The sequence below is a fragment of the Nonomuraea sp. NPDC050202 genome, assembly GCF_040656115.1.
Lineage (GTDB): Bacteria > Actinomycetota > Actinomycetes > Streptosporangiales > Streptosporangiaceae > Nonomuraea.
Genome location: NZ_JBFALF010000020.1, coordinates 114,565 through 135,187 on the forward strand (window position 1 = coordinate 114,565; position 20,623 = coordinate 135,187).

Consider the following 20,623-nt stretch of genomic DNA (forward strand, 5'->3'; position numbering starts at 1 on the left):
GTCCCGTCCGCCGGTGCGCTCATCATGGCTCCCCCTCGTCCGGGACGGCCCAGCGGGTCACCGCGTACAAGGCGGTGAGCTGCTCCTTGTCGGCGGCCCGCCAGAATATCTCGTCCATCAGCATCCGGAAGGAGAGGCTGCCCTCCTCGGTGGTGTCCGCCCGGGAGCCGAGGTGGCGCAGGCCCGCGTGGGCGCCCAGGGGGTCATGCCGGCCCCCGTTGGGCGGCGCGTCCAGGATCGCGTTGCGGAACGCGGCCTCGACCACCGCGAGCGAGACCTTCACCTGCGACTGGATCACGGCCGGATCGAGCGATCCGTCCCACATCCGGAGCTCGACGTGGTCGGTCCGCCTGCCCGTCACGCCGAACGTGTTCACCGCCGTCTTGCGCCCGTGGAGACCCTGCACCTGCGCGATCGACCGGTAGCCCGCGGCGTGCGGCGAGCTGGGGCGGCACCATTCCTGCCCGCGGTGGCCCTCCCTCTCCGGGTTGTGCCCGAGCCTGTAGAGCGTGTCGGTGTGCTGGGCCACGTAGTTCAGCACGCTGGTGTAGTTGCCCACGAGGTGGTCGTAGTCGTGCGTGCTCACGTGGATGTGCCCGCCCGTCCTGACGCTGGCCGTGCCGCCGTGGGCGCGGATGATCTCGCAGGCCAGGCGGATGTTCTCCCACGTCTCCGGCTCGTCGTACAGGATGGGCGAGACCAGCTCGCCCATCACCGTGCTGTCGTTCTCCAGCCTCCACAGGCCGCGCCCGCCGTGCGCGCCCGAACGGTAGCCCGCGTCCTTGGAGGAGTGGTAGGCGTGCACGGTGGCGTCGGCGGTCAGGCCGGCCTCGTGCAGGGCGCGGGGGATGTCCATCGCCCTGTCGGTCATGGCGCCCTTCGGCATGTCGAACTCGATCTCGAGGCCGAACCCGCGTCCGCCGTCACGGGCGCCCAGGGAGGCGGTGGCGTTGTCGTACAGGTACGGGATCACCGCCTCGCCCCTGAGCGCGCGCTCCACCGCCTGGTCGTAGGCCCTTCTGAAGGCGTCGAAGTCGCGCGTGAACGACACCTCGGGGACGTCCGGCCAGCGCCGCCACGCCTGCACGCGGGACTCCAGCGAGGCGACCAGTTGCCGCTCCAGCACGCTGCGCGGGTCCGCGCCGGTGAGCGACTGCAGGGAGCGGCTCAGGCGGGAGAGGCTGTGGCGGTACTCGTGCCGCGCCCGAGCGTGGTCGCGGCTCGCGGCCTCGCGGGCCTCCCGCACGGCCGACGGGGACAGATCGTGCGGGCCCGGAGCGCTCCCGCGCGGATCGGGCACTCTGCTCCCGGACACATCGGGCCCATCGGGCGCTCTGCTCCCGGGCAGGTCCGGTGTTCCGCTCTCAGGCGGGGGAAGCCGCAGCGCGTCGAGCACCTGCCGCCGGTCGACGGGGCCGAAGAGGTCGAAGCCGTGCTGCCCGGCCTCGGCCGCCCGCTGGGCCAGCCTCTCCGCGGACGGGCCGAGGCCCGCCTCGTCGGCCAGGCGGCGCAGCGGGTCGAACACCCACATCCGGGACGACGGCCCTGGACGGGTGATCTCGGCGAGCCGGGCCAGGGCGCGTGCCTCGGCGTCGGTCGCCCGCGTGACGCCGTACTCGTCCGCGAGCCGCAACCCGTCCCACAGGTACGGGTCTCGCGCCCGATGGGCGATGAGCAGATCGGCGAGCTCGCGGGCGCCGGCGGCCCGCGCCGGGTCCGCGCCGTGCGCCCGCGCGTCCCCGGCCAGGCGGATGAGCTGCTCCAGCGAGCCTGCCTGGCCCACGTCGCGGGCCAGGCGCTCCAGCGGCAGGACGACCCGCCGCCCCATGCCCGTCTCCGGATGCGTGACGATGTCGTTCAGCGCCCCCAGCACCCGGGCGCTGGAGGCGCTCACCTCGCCCAGCGCGTACTTCCCGGCCACCAGCAGGCCGTTCCACAGCTCCGGGTCCGCCTGCCGGAACCCTCGCATGGCGTCGTGGAAGGCCCTGTCCCCCGTCGTCCCCGGCAGCAGGTGACCGTTGGCGTGCGCCGCCTGCACGAGCGGCAGCACCTGCTGGACGTTGTGGACACCGGCGGCTTGGAGCAGCGGCCGGGTGAACGCGCTGACGGTGCCCGGAGTGACCAGGGGCCCCATCATCTCCACCATGAGCCCGGCCACGCGCGCCTGCGCGACGGTCGAGGAGGGCAGCAGGGATCGATGCTGGTGGCCGAGCCAGCGGTGACGATCAGCCGCCATGGCCCTGCCGAGGACGTCGGCCAGCTCGGCGCGGTCGCGTGCGGCCTCGGGCGTCATGCCCTGCCGCTGGGCGTCCTGGTAGAGATCGACCAGGGCGTCGACGTCCAGGCGCGCGCTGAAGAGCTGCATCGCCAGGTCGCCGATGGCCCTTCTCGGGTTCTCCGCGCCCAGGCTCGTGCTCATCGAGGCCAGGGCCGCGGCCGCCGCGTCGCTCTGCTGCTCGACGGGCAGCTCCCGCATCAGGCGCCTGCCCCGCTCCAGGAGCCCCTCGTGCGGTGGGCCGCCGTCCTCCTGCTGGCCGTTGAGCAGCCGTTCGATGCGATTCGACGCGCCGTCCTCGTGGCGGCCTCCGTCGCCGGGCGTCCAGCGGTGGACGATCGCCGCGGCCTCGGCGAAGTTGCGCGGCCGTGGATCGGCTATCGGGGAGTACCCGTCGCTGAGCGCGGTGTCCGGGGGGCCGGGCACCGCGGGCGTGCGCGCGTGGCGGACCTCACCCGCCGCCGCACCCGCAACGGCGGTCTCGGGCACGGGCGGCGGGACAGCCTGCGTGACGGGCGGCGTGACGGGCGGCGTGATCTGCGGCGTGGCGGGTGGCACGGTGCCGGAGTGCGCCGGGTCCGCCACGACGTGCTCGAGCCGGGCGCGGATCTCGGGCCAGGCCGCGGCGAAGTCCGGGTGCAGATCAAGGCTCGCCACCTCCCGCAGCGGCACCCACGCGATGTCGATGGACTCCGGAGACGCGGGCCACACGTCGGCCCGGGAGGGCACCTCGCCGATGACGGTGTCGAACGCCCAGCCGCCATGATCGTCGTGGTGGACCGCGCGCACCTCCACCTCGCTCAGGTCCAGCCTCATCTCCTCGCCCGCTTCGCGGAACGCCGTCTCGACGGGCTGCTCGCCGGCCTGGCGGGCACCGGCGACCGGCCCCCACAGCCCTCCGTGGTGCGTCTCCAGGGAGCGCAGTTGCACGAGGACGTGCACCTCGCCGCCGGGCCCGCGGTGGAAGGGCAGCAGGCCCGCCCCGCCCTGGGTGCCCCAGTGCCGGTGCCCCTGGTCGCACTCCGTCCAGTCGTCACCCGACTGCTTGATCCGCCAGCCGCGGGGAAGGTCGGCGTACGACGGGCCGGGACCGGTCTCGCCGATGTGCGGCGGCCGCAGCACGGTGACCTCGCCGGGCGCGGCGAGCAGGACGAACTCGTGCAGGGGCAGCTGGCCCATCCCCGTCCACGGGGTGGCCAGCACGCGGGAGGCCGGGAAGACGCCCGCCATGACCGCCCCGTCCCCCAGGCCGGTGTACCGCTTGGCGACCCCCGGCATGGCACTCCAGGACTGCAGCGGCAGCGCCGGCGGAACCGCCACCACGTCGCCGGTCGCGGCGGCGGCCAGGGCCGGCATGGTGCGCCCCTGCTCGAACGCCACGCCACGGTAGAGCGCCAGCTCCTCGATGCCGTGGCGGCTCAGCTCGCGCTGGGTCTGCGCGTACTGCTGCCGCAGGAAGTCGCGCAGCACCTCGCCGTCGCGGGCGTAGTCCCTGGCGGCGGTCCTGGCGCGGTTGGGATCGCCGTACGTCTGCAGGTCCAGGACGCCCGTCAGCCCGAACTCGTCGAGCGCGGCCATGTTCATGGCCAGCCGCGGCGGCAGCATCTCGCCCGCGCCGAAGCCCCACCTCTTGATCAGTTCCTGGACGGCCAGGCGCCGCGCGGTGCCCACCGCCTCGGGCGAGTCGAACGGCAACTGGCGCAGGATCCGGCGGGGGCCGACGATGTCACCGGGGCCCCGCGCGAAGGACGGCAGGTCGCTCCGCTCGACCGCCTGCCAGGAGCGGATGGTCCTGCCCAGGGCCTGGTACTCGTAGTGGACCAGGAGCTGGCCGGGGTCGCCGACCGCCCGCAGCAGGCCGTCCTTGCGGGCGGCGCCGAGGAGGTCCCGCGTCGAGGAGTGCATCGTGTCCGACAGCCGCTCCACGGCCGCCCTGTCGGAGGCGACCCAGGCGGGGACGCTGATCGGGTCGTACGCGCCGTCCTGGCTGAGCAGGCTCGCCACCCGTTCCGGCGCCGACCCGATCGGGCCGGGGGCGGCGGGCAGGGCCCTGGAGTGGGCGGCCGGCGCGCTCAGGACCTCCAGGACACTCCGCCGGTCGGGAGCCGGCGGGTGCGCCGTCTCCCCACGCGGATGCGCCGCTGCCGGCGGGTGCGCCGTCTCCCCACGCGGATGCGCCGCTGCGGGCAGATGTGCCGTCTCCGCGGGCGAGTGTGCCGCTGCGGGCGGGCGTGCCGCTTCCGTGGACGGGCGTCCGTCCTGCGGGCGCGGGTGTTCCCCCGGCGCCGCGGACCGGCCGTGGACGGGAGGCGGCGCTCCGACGTGCGGCACGGAAGCAGGGAGGCCCGCGTCGGCGGGGCGGTCCTGATGCGCCGGACGGGCGGCGGCCGGGGCCGTGCCGGGGATCACGGGCGGCTCTGTCCGGTCCGGGGACGTCCGGGAGGCCGCGGACGTCTGCTCGTCCGCCCCGGGCGTGGCGCCGTGATCCCGCTGCGGGAGTGGCGCCGAGCGGGAAGCCGCCGCATCCGCGGCGTCCCTGCCGGTGCTGTGCTCGCCCCCGTCCCTCCCCGCCCGGTCCCTTCCAGCGCTGTCCTGCGCGGCCCCGTCCGGCGCGATTCTGTCCTGCGCGGCCCCGTCCCCCTCGGCCCTGTCCTGCGCGGCTCTGTCCTGCTCGGACGAATTCCGTTCGGCGGCGTTTCGCTCGGCAGTGTCCGAGTCGGTGAGGTTTCGCTCGGCCGGGTCCTGGTCGGCCGTCTCCGTGACGTGCGAGACCGCGTTGACGGCCGGAACGGTGGCCGGGAGCGCCGAGCCGCGGGGAAGGTCGCCCGGGGTCACGGCATCGCTCCGGACCGCCGGAGCTCCGCTCACCGGGCTTCGCTCGGCAGGGGCGGCGTTGTGCGGCGGCGTCCGCTCAGCGAGCAGGGCGCCGCCGGAGGCAGGGCGCTCGGCCGGGGTGGCGGGCAGCAGCGTGTCACGGCGCTGGACGACCTCGCCCACGATCGTGTCGCCGCGATGCGGCGCAGGCGTGCCGCCGCCGGGTTCGGAGGGCGGTGGCCGGTCGATCACGGCGCCGACGCCGCCGCGGCTCTCGGGCGATGCATGCTGCGCGAGGGTCGCGGCATCCGGCCGGGGCCCCGGTGAGCCACTGGTGTCGCCGTGGCCCGCGGCCGGCTGATGCGGACCGGCCGGGGGAAGACCAGGACCCGGCAGGGCGGCGTCCCGGCCTGAGGGAGACCCGGAGCCGGCGGCAGAACCCGGGCCGGAAGGAGGGCCCGAGTCGGGGGAAGTTCCGGAGCCGGAGGGAGGGCCGGAGCCGGGTGGGTGGGGGCCGAGATCGGCGACGGCCAGCATCGGGAGGTAGCTCACCCGCGCCGAAGCCGGCACGTCGAGGCCGCCCGCGACACCCGAGATGAACGTGTACCCGAGGTGCTCGGCGTCGAGCTGCCCGCTGAGCGCGAGCCCGGGGACCGCGCCCGCGGTGCCCGTCACCCCGCCCAGCAGCGCCTGGCCGTACATGCTCTGCCCGAGCGCCACGAGCCTGTCGCGCACGGCCAGCTCCGCCTTGGAGGCGACGTACACCATCTTCCGGCTCAGCAGCCGCGACAGGCCCGCGTTCGCGCCGGCGAACAGTGCGCCGGTCAGCGCGCCGCTGCCCGCCGACAGGGCGAGCGACTGGAGGTCGAAGTCGCCCACCTCGCGATCGCCCCAGAGCTGCTGGGCGGCCTGCACGCCGAGGTCCAGGCCGCCCATGATGCCGCCGAACCGCAGCATGTTCAGGAGCACGAGCCGCTTCAGTGTCTGGATGTTCACCTTGGTCAGCAGCGAGTGGTGCTGGATCAGCCGGAGAACGGCGGGACCGTTCACGTAGATCCACACCAGCAGCCTGACGATCATCGCGCCGAGGAGCGCCAGCGACGCGTAGATCATCCACTCGGTGTGCTGCATCCGCACGCCGTGCTCGCGCAAGGACCGCGCCTCGTCCCGCAGCGCCTGCTCCAGCAGGTCGAGCAGCGCCTCGGGCGAGCCGTTCGGGTCCTGCCGCCCGCTGAGGGCGGCGAAGACCTGCTCGAACGACTCCTTGGCCGCCCCCTGCCAGAGCCCGTCGCGCAGCAGCCGCATGACGGCGCCGGCGTCGTCCGCCTTGATCTCGGCCAGGACGTCGGCCAGCTCCTCCAGCGTCCGCGCCTCGGCGATGATCCCGCCGACGTCGGCCTCGGGCAACGCGCCGCCCGTCAGCGGCTGCGCCATCGGCCTGACCACCTCGGGCACCAGGCTGAGATCGAGTCCCATCTACGGGGTTCCCGGTTGCGGGAGGAAGGAGTCGAAGCCGGTCTCCTCCCCGAACAGGTCGTCGAAGGGCAGGTCCGGCACGAAGGGTGCCATCAGCTCCTTCATCTCGCCGGAGACCTGCCGGGTCGCGTGCCCGATCTGTTCCACGATCGAGTCGGACAACTCCGACGGAGACAACTTCCGGTAGACCCGAGGGTCGAGCTCGATCGTGCGCACCTCACCGCGGGGGCCGACGGTGACGGTCACCATGCCGTCACGGGAACTGGCCGTCGCCGACAGCTCCCGCATCCGCTCCTGCATCTGTTTGAGCTGCTCGGTCTGCTGGTTGACCTCCTGGACGAGCTGCTCCAGCAACCGCCACTGCTCGTTCGATGCCATCGCCGTCCCCACACTAGCAACATCAGTCTCAATGGCCTCCAATGCCTCATCTTCTCTCATTTCATGACACGGAATGACCTTCGAGCCCCGGTGATTCGCTACGCTGCCGACTCGTGGACTTCGACGGATCCGCCTACAGCAAGAGCCAGCTGCGCCGGCTGGCCCGCGGGACGAGCGACATGTCCGCTCTCGTGTCCGACACCGACGTCCGGTACGAGACGTCGGTGAGCACCACCCGCGCCGCCCTGGGCGACGACGACTACGGCCGCGCCTACTGGCAGGCGCGAGGCCGGCGCATCGACGGCATCGGCGCCGGTCTCGCCCTGCTGGTGTCCGCGCTGAGCCGGGAGGAGACCCGGCTGCTGCGCGCTCTGACGACGTATCGCGCCGGCGACGACGCCTCGACGCCGAAGGCCTGACGGCGCCGTCCGCCTGTCAGTTCTTGATGCCGGTGAGGGTGACTCCTTCGATGAAGTAGCGCTGCAGGAAGAAGAACAGGGCGATGATCGGGGCTATGACGGCCGCGGAGGCGGCCATCAGGTAACCCCACTGGGTGAGGTAGATGCTCTGGAAGGAGGCCAGGCCGAGGGAGAGCGTGTACTTCTCCTCGTCGTTGAGGTAGAGCAGCGGCCCGAGGAAGTCGTTCCAGGTGCCGATGAACGTGAAGATCGTGACCACCACGATCGCGGGCTTCGACAGCGGCATGACGATCGTCCAGAACACCCGCCACGGGGACGCGCCGTCGATGTAGGCGGCCTCGTCCAGCTCGAACGGGATCGTCAGGAAGAACTGCCGCAGCAGGAACACGTTGAACACGCCGCCGCCCGCCCCGGCGAACCAGCTCGGCACGGTGAGCGGGATGAAGGTGTCCAGCGCGCCCAGCTCCTGCCACATGACGAAGGTCGGGATCAGCGTCACCGCGTACGGCAGCATGACGGCGCTGAGCAGCACGGCGAAGGTGAGGTTCCGGCCGCGCCAGCGCAGGCGGGAGAAGCTGAAGGCGGCCACCGAGCAGGTCAGCACGGTGCCCAGCACGCTGATCACCGCGATGATCACGGTGTTGACGAAGTACAGCCAGAACGGCTGGGCGGTGAGCGCCTCGGTGAAGTTCGACCACTGGAACGGCGAGGGGATCCACTCCGGCGGCGCGACGAACATCTGCGCGTCCTGCATCAGCGCGCTGCGCACCAGCCACACGAACGGCAGCAGCGTCGGCACCGCCCCGGCGACCAGCGCCAGGTAGACCAGGGCCTTTCCGTACCTGCGGGGCCTGCGCGGGCCCGCGGCCGGGGCCACGCGTGCCGTGCGCGGCGGCGCCTGGACGGCGGTCATCGCGCACCTGCCATCTCGTAGTAGACCCAGCGGCGCGCGTTCCTGAACAGCAGGAACGTGACCACCACGATGATCATGAACAGGACCCAGGCGAGCGCGCTGGCGTACCCCATCTCGCTCTCCCTGAACGCCATCCGGAACAGGTAGTAGACGTAGAAGAGCGTGGCGTTGTTGGGCCCGCCCTCGGTCATCACGTACGCCTGGTTGAACACCTGGAACGTGCCGACCACGCCCACCACCAGGTTGTAGAAGATGGTCGGCGTCATCATGGGCAGCGTCACGTGCCAGAAGCGCCGCCATGCGCCGCCGCCGTCGATCGAGACCGCCTCGTACAGGTGCCGCGGCACGCCCTGCAACCCCGCCAGGAAGATCACCATGGTGTTGCCGAAGCCCCAGGTGCTCATCACGATCAGCGACGGGATGGCCATCGACTCGTCGTAGATCCACTGCCCGGTCGGCAGCCCGGCCTGGCGCAGCAGCGAGTTGAGCAGCCCGAAGTCCGGGTTGAAGATCCAGATCCAGAGCACCACGTTCGCGATGGCCGGCACGAGCGTCGGCAGGTAGAAGATGGTGCGCCAGACCGGCAGGCCGCGGACCTTCTGGTTGAGCAGCATGGCCACCGCGAACGACACGATCAGCACCAGCGGGACCGCTCCGAGCGTGTAGTACGTGGTGGCGCTGAGCGACGTCCAGAACAGCTCGTCGCGGGCCAGTTCGGCGTAGTTGCCGAGCCCGACGTACGCGGGAGTGCCGCCCACCTGCCAGTCCGTCAGGCTGAACACGAACGAGGCCACCATCGGCCCCGCCGTGAAGATCACGAATCCGAGGATGGCCGGGAGCGCCATGAGCACGCCCCAGCGCCGCTCCATGCGGCGCTGGCCCGACAGGCCCGCCACCTCACGGCTCCTGCGTGTGCTGCCACCCCTGCAGCATGCCGGTGATCTTGGGGGTGACCGCCTTGAGGATCTCGGCGGCGGGCCGCTTGCCGGATTCCAGCTCCTGCAGGGCGGGGGTCAGCACGTCGCTGGAGATCGCGGACAGGTTCTTGACCCGGTTGCGCAGATCGGGCACGCCGTGGTCGCGGCCGTAGTCCACGACCGCCGTGCGGAACTCGGGCGGGTGGGCGTCGTTCTTGATCCAGGAGTCGATGGCCGCCTGGTCCTCGTAGTACTTCTTCTCCTGCGGCATCCACAGCCCCTGCTTGTACAGGTCCACGTAGCGCGGGTCGATGTGGAAGGCGAACAGCTCCACCGCCTCCTCCACGTGCTTGGTCCCGGCGAACACCGACGAGGCGCCCGCGACCTGGGAGGTGGTGAACGGCTCACCGTACTTCGGCAGCACGCCGATGCCGTAGTCGACCTTGCTCTCGTTCATGTCGAGCAGCGCCCAGTGGCCGTCCACCACCATCGCCACCCGCTTGGTCTTGAGCAGGATGTTGGTGCCGGGCACGTCGTCGCCGGTCGCGGCGAGCTGGCCGGGGCCGGGGGCGACGCGGTGCTTGTAGATGAGGTCCTGCAGGTTCTGGAACATCTGGATGGACTCGGGGGTGTCCAGCAGGCACCTCCTGCCCGCCTCGTCGGCGAAGTCGGCGCCGTTGCTGCGCAGGAAGCCGTACCAGGCGGCGGCGTAGGTGATGCTGATCGAGACGCCGAACTGGCGGACCTGCCCGGGGTCGAAGCCGGACTCGTCGGGATGCTTGCCGTTCTGGTCCACGGTGAGCTTGTACGCGTTCTCCACCAGCTGGTCCCACGTCCAGGCGGAGGCGGCCTCGGCCGGCGGCGGGGCGATGCCGGCGGCGGCGATGGCCGACTTGCTGTACCACAGCAGCTCGATCTCGTTGGCGGTGGAGACGCCGTGCAGCTTGTCCTTGCCGTACCAGAGGTAGGCGTCCGGGAGGTAGCCGGCGAGCTGCGGGTACTTCTGCAGGTACGGGTGGAGGTTGACCAGGTTGCCCTGCTCGGCCAGGCGGAACGACATCGACATCGGCACGTAGCCCAGGTCGGGCGTGCGGCCGCCGGCCACCAGGCTGTTGAGCTTGACGTCGTACTCGTCGGGGGTGAAGACCGGTTTCACCTTGATGTCGGGGTTCTTCTGCTCGAAGGCCTTGAGCATCTTCTCGATGGCGGCCTTCTCGAACGTGGAGCCCCAGTACATGAACTGCAACGCGGCGGAGCCGGCGGCGCCCGTCCCACCGCCGGAGCCGCTGCCCGAACCGCAGGCCGTCCCGGCCGCGCCCAGCGCGGCCAGGCCGCCCATCCTGAACAGGTCTCGTCTTCTCATGGGGGGTGTTCCTTACTCGGGCGAAATTCAGGCGAGGGGCATCCAGACCCGCATGACGCCGCCGTCGCGGTTGTCCCACTGGTAGTAGGGGACGGCGGTGGCGGTCGCGCGGGCGGCGGGGGCCGCGTCCGTGCCGGTCGTGTAGGGCAGCCCGTGCGCTGGCGCGGGCGGCAGGCGGACGGCGTCGGCCTCGACGAGCACGGTCCTGCCGATGCCGGGCAGGTCCCGCTCGACGGTGCGGAGGGCGGCGCCGGGGGTGAGGGCGAGGTCGTCGAGGTCGGTGTCCTGGTCGATCTGCTCGAAGCAGTAGACGATGGGGCCGCGCTCGATCGCCGCGCATCCGCGCAGCGCGTCGATCCTGCGGTGCGGGCGGACGATCCGGGGCGTGAGGTCCAGGTCGAGGGTGACGGCGTCGCCCGCCTGCCACTCGCGGCGGATCGCGGCATAACCGTCGGCGCCGGGCACGAGCTCGCGGGGACCGCCCGCGTCGGACGTGAGCGTGGTGGTGCTGCTCCAGGCGGGCACGCGGAGCCTGAGCGTCCACTCGCCGCCCGGCGCGGACCGTACGGTGAAGCGCACGCGGCCGTCCCACGGGTAGCCGGTCTCGACGTCGAGGACGGCGCCGCCCGCGCGGATCACCCCCGGCACGTACTGGTGCACCGACACGCCCTCGTCGCCGGTGGTGGCGACGTAGTGGCCGAGCGAGGAGACCAGCCGCATGATGTTCGGCGGGCAGCACGCGCAGGCGAACCACTCCCGGCGCCTGCCCAGGTAGGCGTCCTCGAACAGGTCGGCGCGGCGCTGCAGCGGGTTGACGTAGAAGAAGCGGGTGCCGTCGCCGCTGGTGGAGGCGGCGAAGGCGTTGTAGAGGGTGCGCTCGATCAGGTCGGCGTAGCGGGCGTGCCCGGTGGCCAGCAGCAGCCGCCAGTTCCAGTGGATGCTCGCGATGGCCGCGCAGCTCTCGTTGTAGGCGCGGTCGGGCGGCAGCTCGTACCGCTCGCCGAACGCCTCGCCGTCGTGGCGCGAGCCGTGCCCGCCGGTGATGGAGGTCTTGGTGGCGACCAGGTCCTCCCAGCGGCGTACGGAGGAGGCGAGCAGGCCGGCGTCGCCGGTCTCTACGGCGACGTCCACGACGCCCGCCTCCAGGTAGAGCTGGCGCACGGCGTGCCCGACGGGGGTGGCGGCCTCGCGGACGGGCAGGTGGTCCTGCGCGTAGAGCGGGCCCATGCCGGTGCTCTTGATCAGGCCCTTGCCCCGGTTGTCGATCAGCTTGCGGGCCAGCTCCAGGTAGGGCCGTTCCCCGGTGAGCCGGTACAGCTCGACCAGGGCCGTCTCCACCTCGGCGTGCCCGTCGATGCCGTCGTCGCCGTCCACCAGGAACCGTCGCACGAGCAGGTCGGCGAAGCGGCGGGCGACGCCGAGGAGGTCCTCGCCGAGCCCGGCGCGGGCCGCGGCCACGGCGGCCTGGACGAGGTGGCCGGCGCAGTACATCTCGTGGCTGTACTCCAGCTCGGCGAAGATCTGGTCCGGCTTGACCACCTGGTAGTGCGAGTTCAGGTACCCGTCGGGGCGCTGCGCGCGGGACAGCAGCGCGGCCGACTCCGCGACGAAGGACCGGTAGGTCTCGTCCGGGTGCCGGCAGTGCTCCCAGGCGACCGCTTCCAGCTGCTTGTAAAGGTCGGAGTCCTGGAACCGGTAGCCCTGGAAGGTTCCGTCACCCTCCCCTGCCGCCAGCCTCAGGTTCGGCGCCGCGCCGGACTTCTCCATCTGCTCGAGGCCGAGCGGGATGCTCGCCTCGCGGTTGATCTGCTGCCAGCGCCCGAGGGGGCCTCCGTGGATCTCGACGTCGTCGATGCTCAGCGGCCGTTGGACCGCGGTGGAAGGAGCCAGCGGGCCACGGACGCGGCCCGTGAGGTCAGACATCGCGCTCCCTGTTGCCGGGAATAGGTTTTCCTGGCCCGCAATGTAAGATGTGATACAGCACTCGTCAAGAGGTGGACAGGTGCGTGAATGCCCGGAAAACGGTTGCCCCTCCTTGCTCCCCCAAGACGTGCTTGATCGCAACCTGCGGCTACCGAAAACCTTTTCTTCGTTATCGGAACGTTGCATTGCTGCAAGCGCGGCATAGGGCTCTTGACAGACGGCTGAGGCTGGGTTTTGCTTCCGAAAACCTTTTAGATCTTTCGCCATCCCGCCATCCGGCGGGCGCCCCCGCACCCCTAGCGAAAGGTTTCCGCCATGAGACGACTGGCCGCACTGGCCGCCCTCCTCGCGTCATTGCTCACCGTCCCGGCCGCCCCCGCGCACGCCGCCGGGCCCGCCCAGCTCATCGACATGTTCGGCAGGACCGTCAACTCCTACGGCGTCAAGCTGGTCGACTGGCAGGGTTACCTGGCCAACCCGTACGTCGAGCTCACCGTCAGGCCTCCGGCCGACATGCGCTTCCCCCTCACCATCGACCTGAAGGCCGAGGGCACGTCCCGGCTGATGATGGACCTGCCCAGCCAGCTCACCGCCACCGGCGCGACCAAGACCCTGACGTTCGCGAACGCCTCGGAGCAGAAGGCCTTCCGCCTGGCCATCCACTCCAAGCGCGGCCCCGGCGCCGACGAGCAGCACACGCTGCGGCTGTCGATCAGGGACGCGGGCGGCGCGACGTACCAGCACTCCCTGCCCATCCACGTGCAGCAGGACGAGAAGACGGCGCTGCAGCCGACCATCCCGATCGCCTTCGACTACCGCTACGACAACATCACCGGCTACTTCTCCGACGCCGGCGTGCGCACGGCCGCCGAGGAGGCCGTCAAGGACTGGTTCCGCTTCTTCGACCTGCAGCCGTTCGACACCGTGGCGGCCGGCGCGGAGCCCAACCACCTGCCGGGCAACGACTGGCAGAACACCGTCAACGTCACCAACAACGCCGCCTACAACGGCATGTACGTCTTCTTCCGCGGCATCCAGACCCCGTACTCGACCGGCTACCCCGCCAACAACGGCCGCTACAGCACCCGCGGCGGCCAGCAGGTGCCGGGCCCGCTGCACCGGTCCACCGCGATGATCCTCGAGTACGACGAGGCGAACAAGCAGCTGTTCACGTCCCTGGCCGACGAGGACTGGTACAGGACCGAGATCCAGGGCTCGGTGCTCGACGTGCACGGCCTGGTCATGCACGAGTACGGCCACGCCGTGGCCTTCCACAGCGACTGGGCCGGCATGCGCGCCTACGTGGCGGGCGGCGGCAACGACCCCGACGTGGTCGCCTACCAGGGCCGCGCGGTCCCCCTCGACAGCAGCTACCACATCCCCGGCGACCAGCCGAACTGGGACCGCCTCAGCGGCCAGAGCGGCGGCTGGACCCACCTGTTCCCCACCCGCCGCTGGATGCTCACCAAGCTGGCCCTGCTCGTCGCCGAGAACGCCGGATGGAAGCTCAACCGCAACCTCACCCCGTTCCTGGCGCCCGCCATCACCACCACCTCGCTTCCCCAGGCCACGCCCGGCACCGCCTACCAGCACACGCTGGCCGCCAGGGGCGGCGTGCCCTTCTACGACTGGCAGGTGACCGGCGGCTCGCTGCCCGCCGGGCTCAGCCTCGACCGCTTCACGGGCGCCATCACCGGCACCCCCACGGCGGCGGGCACCGCCACGTTCACCGTCCAGCTCAGGGACTACGACCGCCTGAGCACCCCGGTCACCAGGACCTTCACCCTCACCGTCGGCGGCGCCCCCGCCGCGAACCTGGCCGCGAGCGCCGCCCCGTCCGCCTCCTACACCTCGCCCTGGGAGAACGTCGCGGCGCTCAACGACGGCATCGACCCGCCCTCCTCCAACGACACGGTCAACCGCCGCTGGGGCACCTGGCCGCAGACGGGCACGCAGTGGGCGGAGCTGACCTGGCCGTCCGCGCAGACGCTGCGCTCGGCCGAGGTGTACTTCTTCGACGACAACGGCGGGGTGCGGGCGCCGGCGTCGTGGCGGCTGCAGTACTGGAACGGCAGCGCCTACGCCGACATCCCGGGCACGTATCCGACGGCGTTGAACGCCTACAACCGGGTCACGTTCGGCGCGGTGAGCACGAGCAGGCTCAGGGTCGTCCTGGAGAGCGGGGCGGCGTCGGTCGGGCTGCTGGAGGTGAAGGCGTACGCGTAGAGGCGTGCCACATACCCACTTTTTTGTGGGTACTTGCCGCCGCGGAGGTGGCACGGCCAAGCTTGTCCTGGCGGCCGGGAAGGCCGCCAGGACGCAGCCGGGCGAGAGGAAGGCGGAGGTGAGGGGTATGTCAGGAAGCGGCGGCCAGCCGTTCCAGTCGGCGGTGTCCCCACTCCGACAGGGGCGCCAGCGCCTCTGAGAGGTCGCGGCCGAACGGGGTCAGGGAGTACTCCGTCCTCAGCGGCCGCACGTCGTACACCTTCCGGTGCACGATCCCGTCACCTTCCAGCTCCCGCATCATCTGGGTCAGCACCTTCTCGCTGAGCCCCGGCAGCCGCCGGAGCAGCTCGGCGGGGCGGTGCGGCCCGGATTCCAGGATCCACAGCAGGGCGGTCTTCCACTTGCCGTCGATCACGGCGATGGCCGCGGTCACCCCGCAGACGTTCGGATCCTGGGCGCGGCTGCGCGTCATTCGTCATCCCATCCTTTCCGAGGAGTCAAAAGGCATGTCCTCATATGGTGAACAGTCTGCCGTGACCGTGCTCGGCCTGGGTCCGATGGGCCGGGCGCTGGCCGGGGCGTTCCTGGACGCGGGCCTGCGCGTCACGGTGTGGAACCGGACGCCGGGCAGGGACGCGGAGCTGGTCGCGCGGGGCGCGGCGAGCGCCCCGTCGCCCGAGGAGGCGGTGGCCGCGAGCGGGCTGACCGTGCTCTGCGTGGTGAACTACGACGCCGGCGACGCCATCGTGCGGCGCGAGGCGGTGACCGCGGCGCTCAAGGGCCGCACGCTGGCGAACCTGACCGCCGACACCCCCGGCCGGGCCAGGGACGCCGCCGCCTGGGCGGCCGAGCACGACATCGGCTACCTGGACGGCGCGATCATGACGCCGACCCCCACCATCGGGACACCCCACGCGGTGTTCCTGCACAGCGGCCCCGAGGAGCTCTACCGCGAGCACCAGGCCGTGCTGGAGGCGCTCGGCGGCTCCCACACCCATCTGGGCGCCGACATCGGCCGGGCGGCCTCGTACGACATCGCGCTGCTCGACATCTTCTGGACGGCGATGGCCGGCTATGCCCACGCGCTGGCGGTGGCGCGGGCGGAGGGTGTCACGGCGCAGGAACTGGCGCCGTTCGCCCAGGGCATCGCCGCGATCCTGCCGCCGATCTTCGAGGAGGGCGCGCGGGAGGTGGACGAGGGCACGTACTCAGGCGAGGGCAACCCGATCACCTCGGCGGCGTCGTCCATGGCGCACATCGTGCACGCCTCCGAGGAGCACGGCATCGACGCGAGCGTGATGCGGGCGGCCGAGGGGCTGGCCCGCCGCGCCATCGGGCTGGGGCACGGCGGGGACGGGTTCCTGCGGATCACCGAGCTGCTCAACCCCCGCTGACCGCGGAGGCCGGCAGGGGGATGGCCGGGAACGGGTTGTCGGGCAGGAGGATGACCCGGCGCGGCTCCTTGGGCTGGCCGGCGGCGTCGAGGTGGAGCAGGGCGGCGCCGATGCCGGCCGCGCCCACCATGTAGCCGGTGTCGGCCGTCACCTCGCCCGGCCGCAGCCGCCGGTAGGCCTGGTACCAGCGGTAGCCCCGGCCGTCGAGGTCGCTGGCCCGGCCGATGAGGTCGGCGGCGAGCGTGCGGGCGTACTCCAGGTGGGACCGGTCGCCGGTCACCGCCCACAACCCGACGAACAGCTCGATCACGCCGGCCGCGCCGCAGCACTGGCAGGCGACGTTCCAGTAGCCCTCGGTACGGCGCTGCGGCACGCCGCTGCGCACGATGCCGCGGGCCAGCCGCTCCACCCACTCCAGGTCGCCGGGGTCGCCCGCCACCCGGTACAGCTCGTAGAACATCCGGGCCACACCCGCCGACCCCGAGCAGAACCCGAGGTAGTGCAGGCCGCGGGCGTGCGGCACGTGGTGCGGGACGACCGCGCAGGCGCCGGTCACGACGCTGATCTCGCGGACGAAGGCCGCGCCGCTGCGCGCGGCGCTCAGGAACTGCTTGTCGCCGGTCACGCCGTACAGGCGGGCGAGCAGGAACGCGGTGCCGGCCGTGCCGGCCAGGAAGCCGGGGGTGACGGCGTCCACCGGCAGGTCGGCGCAGTCGCCGAAGCGGTGGCCCGGCACGGGCAGGCGAGCGATGCGCCGGCCGGCCTCGACCGCGGCCTCCTCGTACGCCGGCACGCCGAGGTGGGCGGCGGCGCGCAGCAGCCCCAGGATGATCCCGCCCTCGCCGCGCTGCGCGGGGTCGCGGGACCAGGTCACCCCGTCGCCGCCGGCCCGGCCGCGTTGCACGATCAGGTCGGCGATGGCCACGGCCTCGGCCTCGAACTCCGCCTCGCCGAGCGTCCAGCCCGCCTCCATGAGGGCGAGCATCACGCCGGTCAGCCCGTGGTAGAGGGACAGGTCGTCCTGCTCTCGCCAGGTGGCGGCCAGCCGCCTGGCCCCGGCCCTGGCGTCCTCAAGGTACGCCTCGTGCCCGGTGGCGGCGGCCAGCTCCAGGAAGAACAGCACGACGCCGGCCGCGCCCGAGTACAGGGACCAGGGCTCTGCTGTGACCGCCGACGCGCCACGCGTGTCGGGGTTGGCCTGCCATCGCCGTCCGTGCCCGTCGTCGAGGGCGGCCGTTCGGATCCACCGGCCGGCCAGGATGGCGGCGGTCAGCGGGGAATCGGCACGCGCGCTCGACGCGCGCATCTCGTCCAGGCTCATGCCGTCATTTTCCCATACGATTGGTAGGAATACTCGGAATATTGGAAAATCACTCGCCCTGGTTTCGCCGTTCCAGTATGACCCTCCTCGGGCTCCTGCGGGGACACCGGCCGCCGGGCGCAGGCCGCGTAGGCTGTGGCGGTGATCAACCTGGTGGAGTGGACCCGGCTGGAGCCGTGGAGGGTGGCCCGCGCCCGCACCGACCAGGACGAGACGGTGATCGTCAAGTGGTCGGGGCCGCACGCCGCCCGTACGCACAGCGAGGAGTGGCGGCTGCGCACGGAGGTGGCCGCGCTCCGGTTCCTGGCGGAGGACCTGGGGGTGCGGCTGGCGCCCCGGGTGCTGGCCGAGGACCTGGCCGCGGGACGGGTGGTGCTGGAGGACCTCGCGCCGCGGACCGCGCTCGACGGGCTGCTGCGCCGCGACGGAGCCCCGGCGCACGCGGCGCGGCTGGCCGCGTTCGCCCGTGCCCGGGGCGAGCTGGGCGCGGTCACGGCGGGGCGCGCGGGCCTGTACTACCGGCGGCGCGGCGCGCTCGGGCCCGTCGAGCCCGCCGCCGACGTGCTCGGGCACGTCGGCCGGCTGCGGGCGTCGGGGGTGCCCGAGGCCGAGGCGCTGGGGGTGCCCGCCGGGGGCGGGGTCGAGCGGGAGCTGGGGGCGGCGCTGGAGGAGCTGGCCGAACCCGGGGCGTTCCTGGTGCTCAGCAACGGCGATCCGGAGGCCAACAACGTCCTGGTGCACGAGGGCGGGGCGGCCGGCGCGCGACTGATCGACTTCGAGTTCGCCGGGTTCCGGCACGCGCTGCATGACGCGGCGTGCCTGCACGTGCCGGGGCCGGCGTGGATGTGGGTGACGGCCTCCCCGGCCGGAGCGGAGGCGGCGGGCGGCCGTTCGGAGGACTCCCCGGCCGGAGCGGAGGCGGCGGGCGGCCGTTCGGGGGACGCGGGGGACGCGGGGGACGCGGTGGACGGCGGCGCGGCGCTGGAGGACCTGGGGGAGGTCTACCGGCGGGCGCTGGCTGCCGGGGTGCCGGAGGCCGAGGACGATCGGCGTTACGGGCTGGGGCTGGCGGCGGCGTGCGTGGCGTACGCGCTGGCCCGCCTGCACCGGCTGCCCGTGCTGGACTCCCGCCCGGCCGGTGACGACAGCCGGGCCCAGCTCGTGGCGACCCTGGAGGCCGCGGCGAGCACCGCCGACGCCCACCGGGCGCTGCCCCGGCCGGCCGGATGGTGCCGCCACCTGGCCGACGCGCTGCGCCGCCGCTGGCCGGACGCGGACATCGACGTCGCCGCGCTGGCCCCGTACACGCCGCGCCGCCGCTGACCCCCGCGCCCGAGGCCGAGCCATCGACGGTGATCGTTGTGTACCGATGTAGATGAGAAATCCCTAATGTCCATCTCACGTGGCGGCCACCGCCGGTCGAGATGCTTCTTCATGCCGGGCGGACGACCCGCCCCGGTTGACTGACGAAAGGCATGAAGATGAAGCCGATCAAGCTGGTCGTCGCCGGCGCCCTCCTCGGCACCGTGTTCGGCGGCCTGGCCATGGCCACCCCCGCCGCCGCCGACTCGCGCACCTGCAAGGGCACGATCCGGTCCGCGAGTGTCGACGACGTGCGCGTGCCCAAGGGCGCCACCTGCACCCTCCTTGGCACCCGGGTGGACGGCAACGTCAAGGTCGGCGGCGGGGGCACCCTGGTGGCGCGCGGCGCCCGGGTTGACGGCGACATCCAGGCGGAGGGGGCCCGCGCGGTCTCCGTCACCGCCGGCTCGAAGGTTGGCGGCAACATCCAGGTGAAGGACAGCGGCACCGTCACCGTGACCTCCTCGCGCGTCGACGGCGACATCCAGCTGGAGGACAACCGGCGCTACCTGCGCGTCAACGGCAACCGGGTCGACGGCAACATTCAGCTCAAGGACAACCGCAAGGGCCTGCAGGTGCACCGCAACAGCGTGGACGGCAACCTCGAGTGCGAGGGCAACCGCTCGAAGGTGACCGGCGGCAAGAACTCGGTGCGCGGCGACAAGGAAGGCCAGTGCCGCCGCTTCTGACGCGGCCCCGCCAACCGCCTGAGGGCTCGGCCGCCACCCCCCGGTGGTCGAGGCCCTCAGACGTCCCCGGTCGAGGCCCTCAGGCGTCCTCGGTGTGCAGGTGGCGGAAGTCGGCCAGGCTCTGGCGATAGAAGGCCAGGTCGCTCTCCAGCTTCGCCCTGGTGAAGCGGCCCGGCTCGGCGTCGCGGGCAGACCTGCCCAGATGCGTCCAGAACGCCTCGGGCGGCAGCTCCCCGGCCCCGTCGGGCAGGAACTTCAGCGCCTCGCCCACCGCGTCGGCGGCGTAGGTCCAGTCGGCGACCACGGTGTGAAAGCGCGCGGGGTCCGCCGAGGGGTCGGCGGTGTGGAACAGGCCGCCCTCCAGGGCCCTGCTCGCGTACGTGGCGCCGACCAGCACCCACTGGCCGGGGTCCAGCAGCTCGGAGACGCCCGTGCCGAACGTCGCGCGCGACCGCCTGGCCTCCTGCTCCGCCTCGTACGGGACCAGCACCTCCACGCCGCCGGCCCGCACCAGCCAGCCGTCGGGCGTCTCGGCCACCGACGACCGCGCCGAGCCGCCGGAGGCGACCACGTCGAGGTAGACGTGCGCCTCGACGAGGGAGCGTGCGCGGCCCCGCTCAGGCATGCCGGGCCGCCAGGTCCCGGTAGGTGTCGCGGACGACGAGCAGCCGGTCGAGCTGGAACCGGCCGGGCTCGGCCGCCCGGACCTCACGGCCCCGCTGTGACCAGAACGCGTCGCCGGGAACCTCGTCGGCGCCCGGCGGGATGAACTTCACGACCTCCTCGACCGCCGCCGTCGCCACGGACAGCGAGCGATGCGCCTCGGCCCGGTCGTCCGCCGGCACGTTGCCCGCCGTCAGGTCGGCCACCCACAGCCACTCCCCCGCGTCGAGCAGCTCTGACGGCTCCGTGCCGCCGAACGTGGGGTAGCCCGCGGGCATGACCGGCCGTTCCGGCAGCCCGAACACGTACTCGCGCTGCTGCCCGCAGCTCTCGCAGGCGCCGGAGTAGCGGTTGGCGAGGCCGCCCCCGGCGCTCACCAGGCCGCTCTCCCAGGTGGTCTCCACCGAGCCGCACGCGCAAGGGTGCAGGTCGAGGTAGAGATGTGCCTCATCCCTCGTCCTGGCTACCGCGAAGGTCATAACCGTCCTCT

At 72.5% G+C, this 20,623-nt stretch carries 15 protein-coding genes; 5 read left to right on the plus strand and 10 right to left on the minus strand.

Annotated features, from left to right (window positions below):
- Window positions 1-22: 22 nt before the first annotated feature.
- Together AB0I79_RS39215 and AB0I79_RS39220 are read right to left on the minus strand one after the other, a co-directional pair.
- Window positions 23-6,565, minus strand: coding sequence for an NUDIX domain-containing protein (locus tag AB0I79_RS39215; RefSeq protein ID WP_357884636.1), 6,543 nt, complete (start codon window positions 6,563-6,565; stop codon window positions 23-25).
- Window positions 6,566-6,943: a YbaB/EbfC family nucleoid-associated protein gene (locus AB0I79_RS39220; protein ID WP_357884638.1), complete on the minus strand. Its 378-nt coding sequence runs from the start codon at window positions 6,941-6,943 to the stop codon at window positions 6,566-6,568.
- A 113-nt stretch (window positions 6,944-7,056) separates the two neighbouring features.
- Between AB0I79_RS39220 and AB0I79_RS39225 the strand changes: the two genes are divergently transcribed.
- Complete coding sequence (locus tag AB0I79_RS39225; RefSeq protein ID WP_357884640.1) at window positions 7,057-7,362, plus strand: hypothetical protein; 306 nt, start codon at window positions 7,057-7,059, stop codon at window positions 7,360-7,362.
- Window positions 7,363-7,378: 16 nt separating this feature from the next.
- On the opposite strand, the gene AB0I79_RS39230 is transcribed toward AB0I79_RS39225, so the two are convergent.
- The 4 genes from AB0I79_RS39230 to AB0I79_RS39245 are packed head-to-tail and all read right to left on the minus strand — an operon-like array spanning window position 7,379 to window position 12,478.
- Window positions 7,379-8,275 (minus strand): carbohydrate ABC transporter permease, encoded by an 897-nt coding sequence (locus AB0I79_RS39230; protein WP_357884642.1) that lies wholly within the window; start codon window positions 8,273-8,275, stop codon window positions 7,379-7,381.
- Window positions 8,272-9,171, minus strand: coding sequence for a sugar ABC transporter permease (locus tag AB0I79_RS39235; RefSeq protein ID WP_357884644.1), 900 nt, complete (start codon window positions 9,169-9,171; stop codon window positions 8,272-8,274). The genes AB0I79_RS39230 and AB0I79_RS39235 overlap by 4 nt, the downstream gene beginning before the upstream one ends.
- 1 nt (window position 9,172) lies before the next feature.
- Window positions 9,173-10,555 (minus strand): extracellular solute-binding protein, encoded by a 1,383-nt coding sequence (locus AB0I79_RS39240; protein ID WP_357884646.1) that lies wholly within the window; start codon window positions 10,553-10,555, stop codon window positions 9,173-9,175.
- A gap of 27 nt (window positions 10,556-10,582) precedes the next feature.
- Complete coding sequence (locus AB0I79_RS39245; RefSeq protein ID WP_357884648.1) at window positions 10,583-12,478, minus strand: beta-L-arabinofuranosidase domain-containing protein; 1,896 nt, start codon at window positions 12,476-12,478, stop codon at window positions 10,583-10,585.
- A 315-nt stretch (window positions 12,479-12,793) separates the two neighbouring features.
- Between AB0I79_RS39245 and AB0I79_RS39250 the strand changes: the two genes are divergently transcribed.
- The gene (locus AB0I79_RS39250) at window positions 12,794-14,704 is read left to right on the plus strand and encodes an Ig domain-containing protein (RefSeq protein ID WP_357884650.1); all 1,911 of its coding nucleotides are present in this window, start codon (window positions 12,794-12,796) and stop codon (window positions 14,702-14,704) included.
- 130 nt (window positions 14,705-14,834) lie between these two features.
- On the opposite strand, the gene AB0I79_RS39255 is transcribed toward AB0I79_RS39250, so the two are convergent.
- Window positions 14,835-15,176 carry a helix-turn-helix domain-containing protein gene (locus tag AB0I79_RS39255; RefSeq protein ID WP_357884652.1) on the minus strand — a complete coding sequence of 114 codons (342 nt, stop codon included), beginning with the start codon at window positions 15,174-15,176 and terminating at the stop codon, window positions 14,835-14,837.
- Between the two features lie 61 nt (window positions 15,177-15,237).
- Between AB0I79_RS39255 and AB0I79_RS39260 the strand changes: the two genes are divergently transcribed.
- Window positions 15,238-16,098 carry an NAD(P)-binding domain-containing protein gene (locus AB0I79_RS39260; RefSeq protein ID WP_357884654.1) on the plus strand — a complete coding sequence of 287 codons (861 nt, stop codon included), beginning with the start codon at window positions 15,238-15,240 and terminating at the stop codon, window positions 16,096-16,098.
- Here the strand turns inward: AB0I79_RS39260 and AB0I79_RS39265 are convergent.
- Window positions 16,085-17,419, minus strand: coding sequence for a lanthionine synthetase LanC family protein (locus AB0I79_RS39265; RefSeq protein ID WP_357884656.1), 1,335 nt, complete (start codon window positions 17,417-17,419; stop codon window positions 16,085-16,087). The two genes, AB0I79_RS39260 and AB0I79_RS39265, sit on opposite strands and share 14 nt — an antisense overlap.
- A gap of 141 nt (window positions 17,420-17,560) precedes the next feature.
- On the opposite strand from AB0I79_RS39265, the gene AB0I79_RS39270 reads away from it, so the two are divergent.
- Window positions 17,561-18,742 carry a hypothetical protein gene (locus AB0I79_RS39270; protein WP_357884658.1) on the plus strand — a complete coding sequence of 394 codons (1,182 nt, stop codon included), beginning with the start codon at window positions 17,561-17,563 and terminating at the stop codon, window positions 18,740-18,742.
- Window positions 18,743-18,900: 158 nt separating this feature from the next.
- Window positions 18,901-19,470 (plus strand): polymer-forming cytoskeletal protein, encoded by a 570-nt coding sequence (locus tag AB0I79_RS39275; protein WP_357884660.1) that lies wholly within the window; start codon window positions 18,901-18,903, stop codon window positions 19,468-19,470.
- A 79-nt stretch (window positions 19,471-19,549) separates the two neighbouring features.
- On the opposite strand, the gene AB0I79_RS39280 is transcribed toward AB0I79_RS39275, so the two are convergent.
- Complete coding sequence (locus tag AB0I79_RS39280; protein ID WP_357884662.1) at window positions 19,550-20,095, minus strand: hypothetical protein; 546 nt, start codon at window positions 20,093-20,095, stop codon at window positions 19,550-19,552.
- Window positions 20,088-20,612, minus strand: coding sequence for a hypothetical protein (locus tag AB0I79_RS39285; RefSeq protein WP_357884664.1), 525 nt, complete (start codon window positions 20,610-20,612; stop codon window positions 20,088-20,090). The genes AB0I79_RS39280 and AB0I79_RS39285 overlap by 8 nt, the downstream gene beginning before the upstream one ends.
- Window positions 20,613-20,623: the final 11 nt, after the last annotated feature.

Coding starts and splice junctions, on each gene's coding strand:
- AB0I79_RS39215 (WP_357884636.1), bottom strand. CDS start 6,565: ATGGGACTCGATCTCAGCCTGGTGCCCGAGGTGGTCAGGCCGATGGCG.
- AB0I79_RS39220 (WP_357884638.1), bottom strand. CDS start 6,943: ATGGCATCGAACGAGCAGTGGCGGTTGCTGGAGCAGCTCGTCCAGGAG.
- AB0I79_RS39230 (WP_357884642.1), bottom strand. CDS start 8,275: ATGACCGCCGTCCAGGCGCCGCCGCGCACGGCACGCGTGGCCCCGGCC.
- AB0I79_RS39240 (WP_357884646.1), bottom strand. CDS start 10,555: ATGAGAAGACGAGACCTGTTCAGGATGGGCGGCCTGGCCGCGCTGGGC.
- AB0I79_RS39245 (WP_357884648.1), bottom strand. CDS start 12,478: ATGTCTGACCTCACGGGCCGCGTCCGTGGCCCGCTGGCTCCTTCCACC.
- AB0I79_RS39250 (WP_357884650.1), top strand. CDS start 12,794: ATGAGACGACTGGCCGCACTGGCCGCCCTCCTCGCGTCATTGCTCACC.
- AB0I79_RS39255 (WP_357884652.1), bottom strand. CDS start 15,176: ATGACGCGCAGCCGCGCCCAGGATCCGAACGTCTGCGGGGTGACCGCG.
- AB0I79_RS39265 (WP_357884656.1), bottom strand. CDS start 17,419: ATGAGCCTGGACGAGATGCGCGCGTCGAGCGCGCGTGCCGATTCCCCG.
- AB0I79_RS39275 (WP_357884660.1), top strand. CDS start 18,901: ATGAAGCCGATCAAGCTGGTCGTCGCCGGCGCCCTCCTCGGCACCGTG.
- AB0I79_RS39280 (WP_357884662.1), bottom strand. CDS start 20,095: ATGCCTGAGCGGGGCCGCGCACGCTCCCTCGTCGAGGCGCACGTCTAC.
- AB0I79_RS39285 (WP_357884664.1), bottom strand. CDS start 20,612: ATGACCTTCGCGGTAGCCAGGACGAGGGATGAGGCACATCTCTACCTC.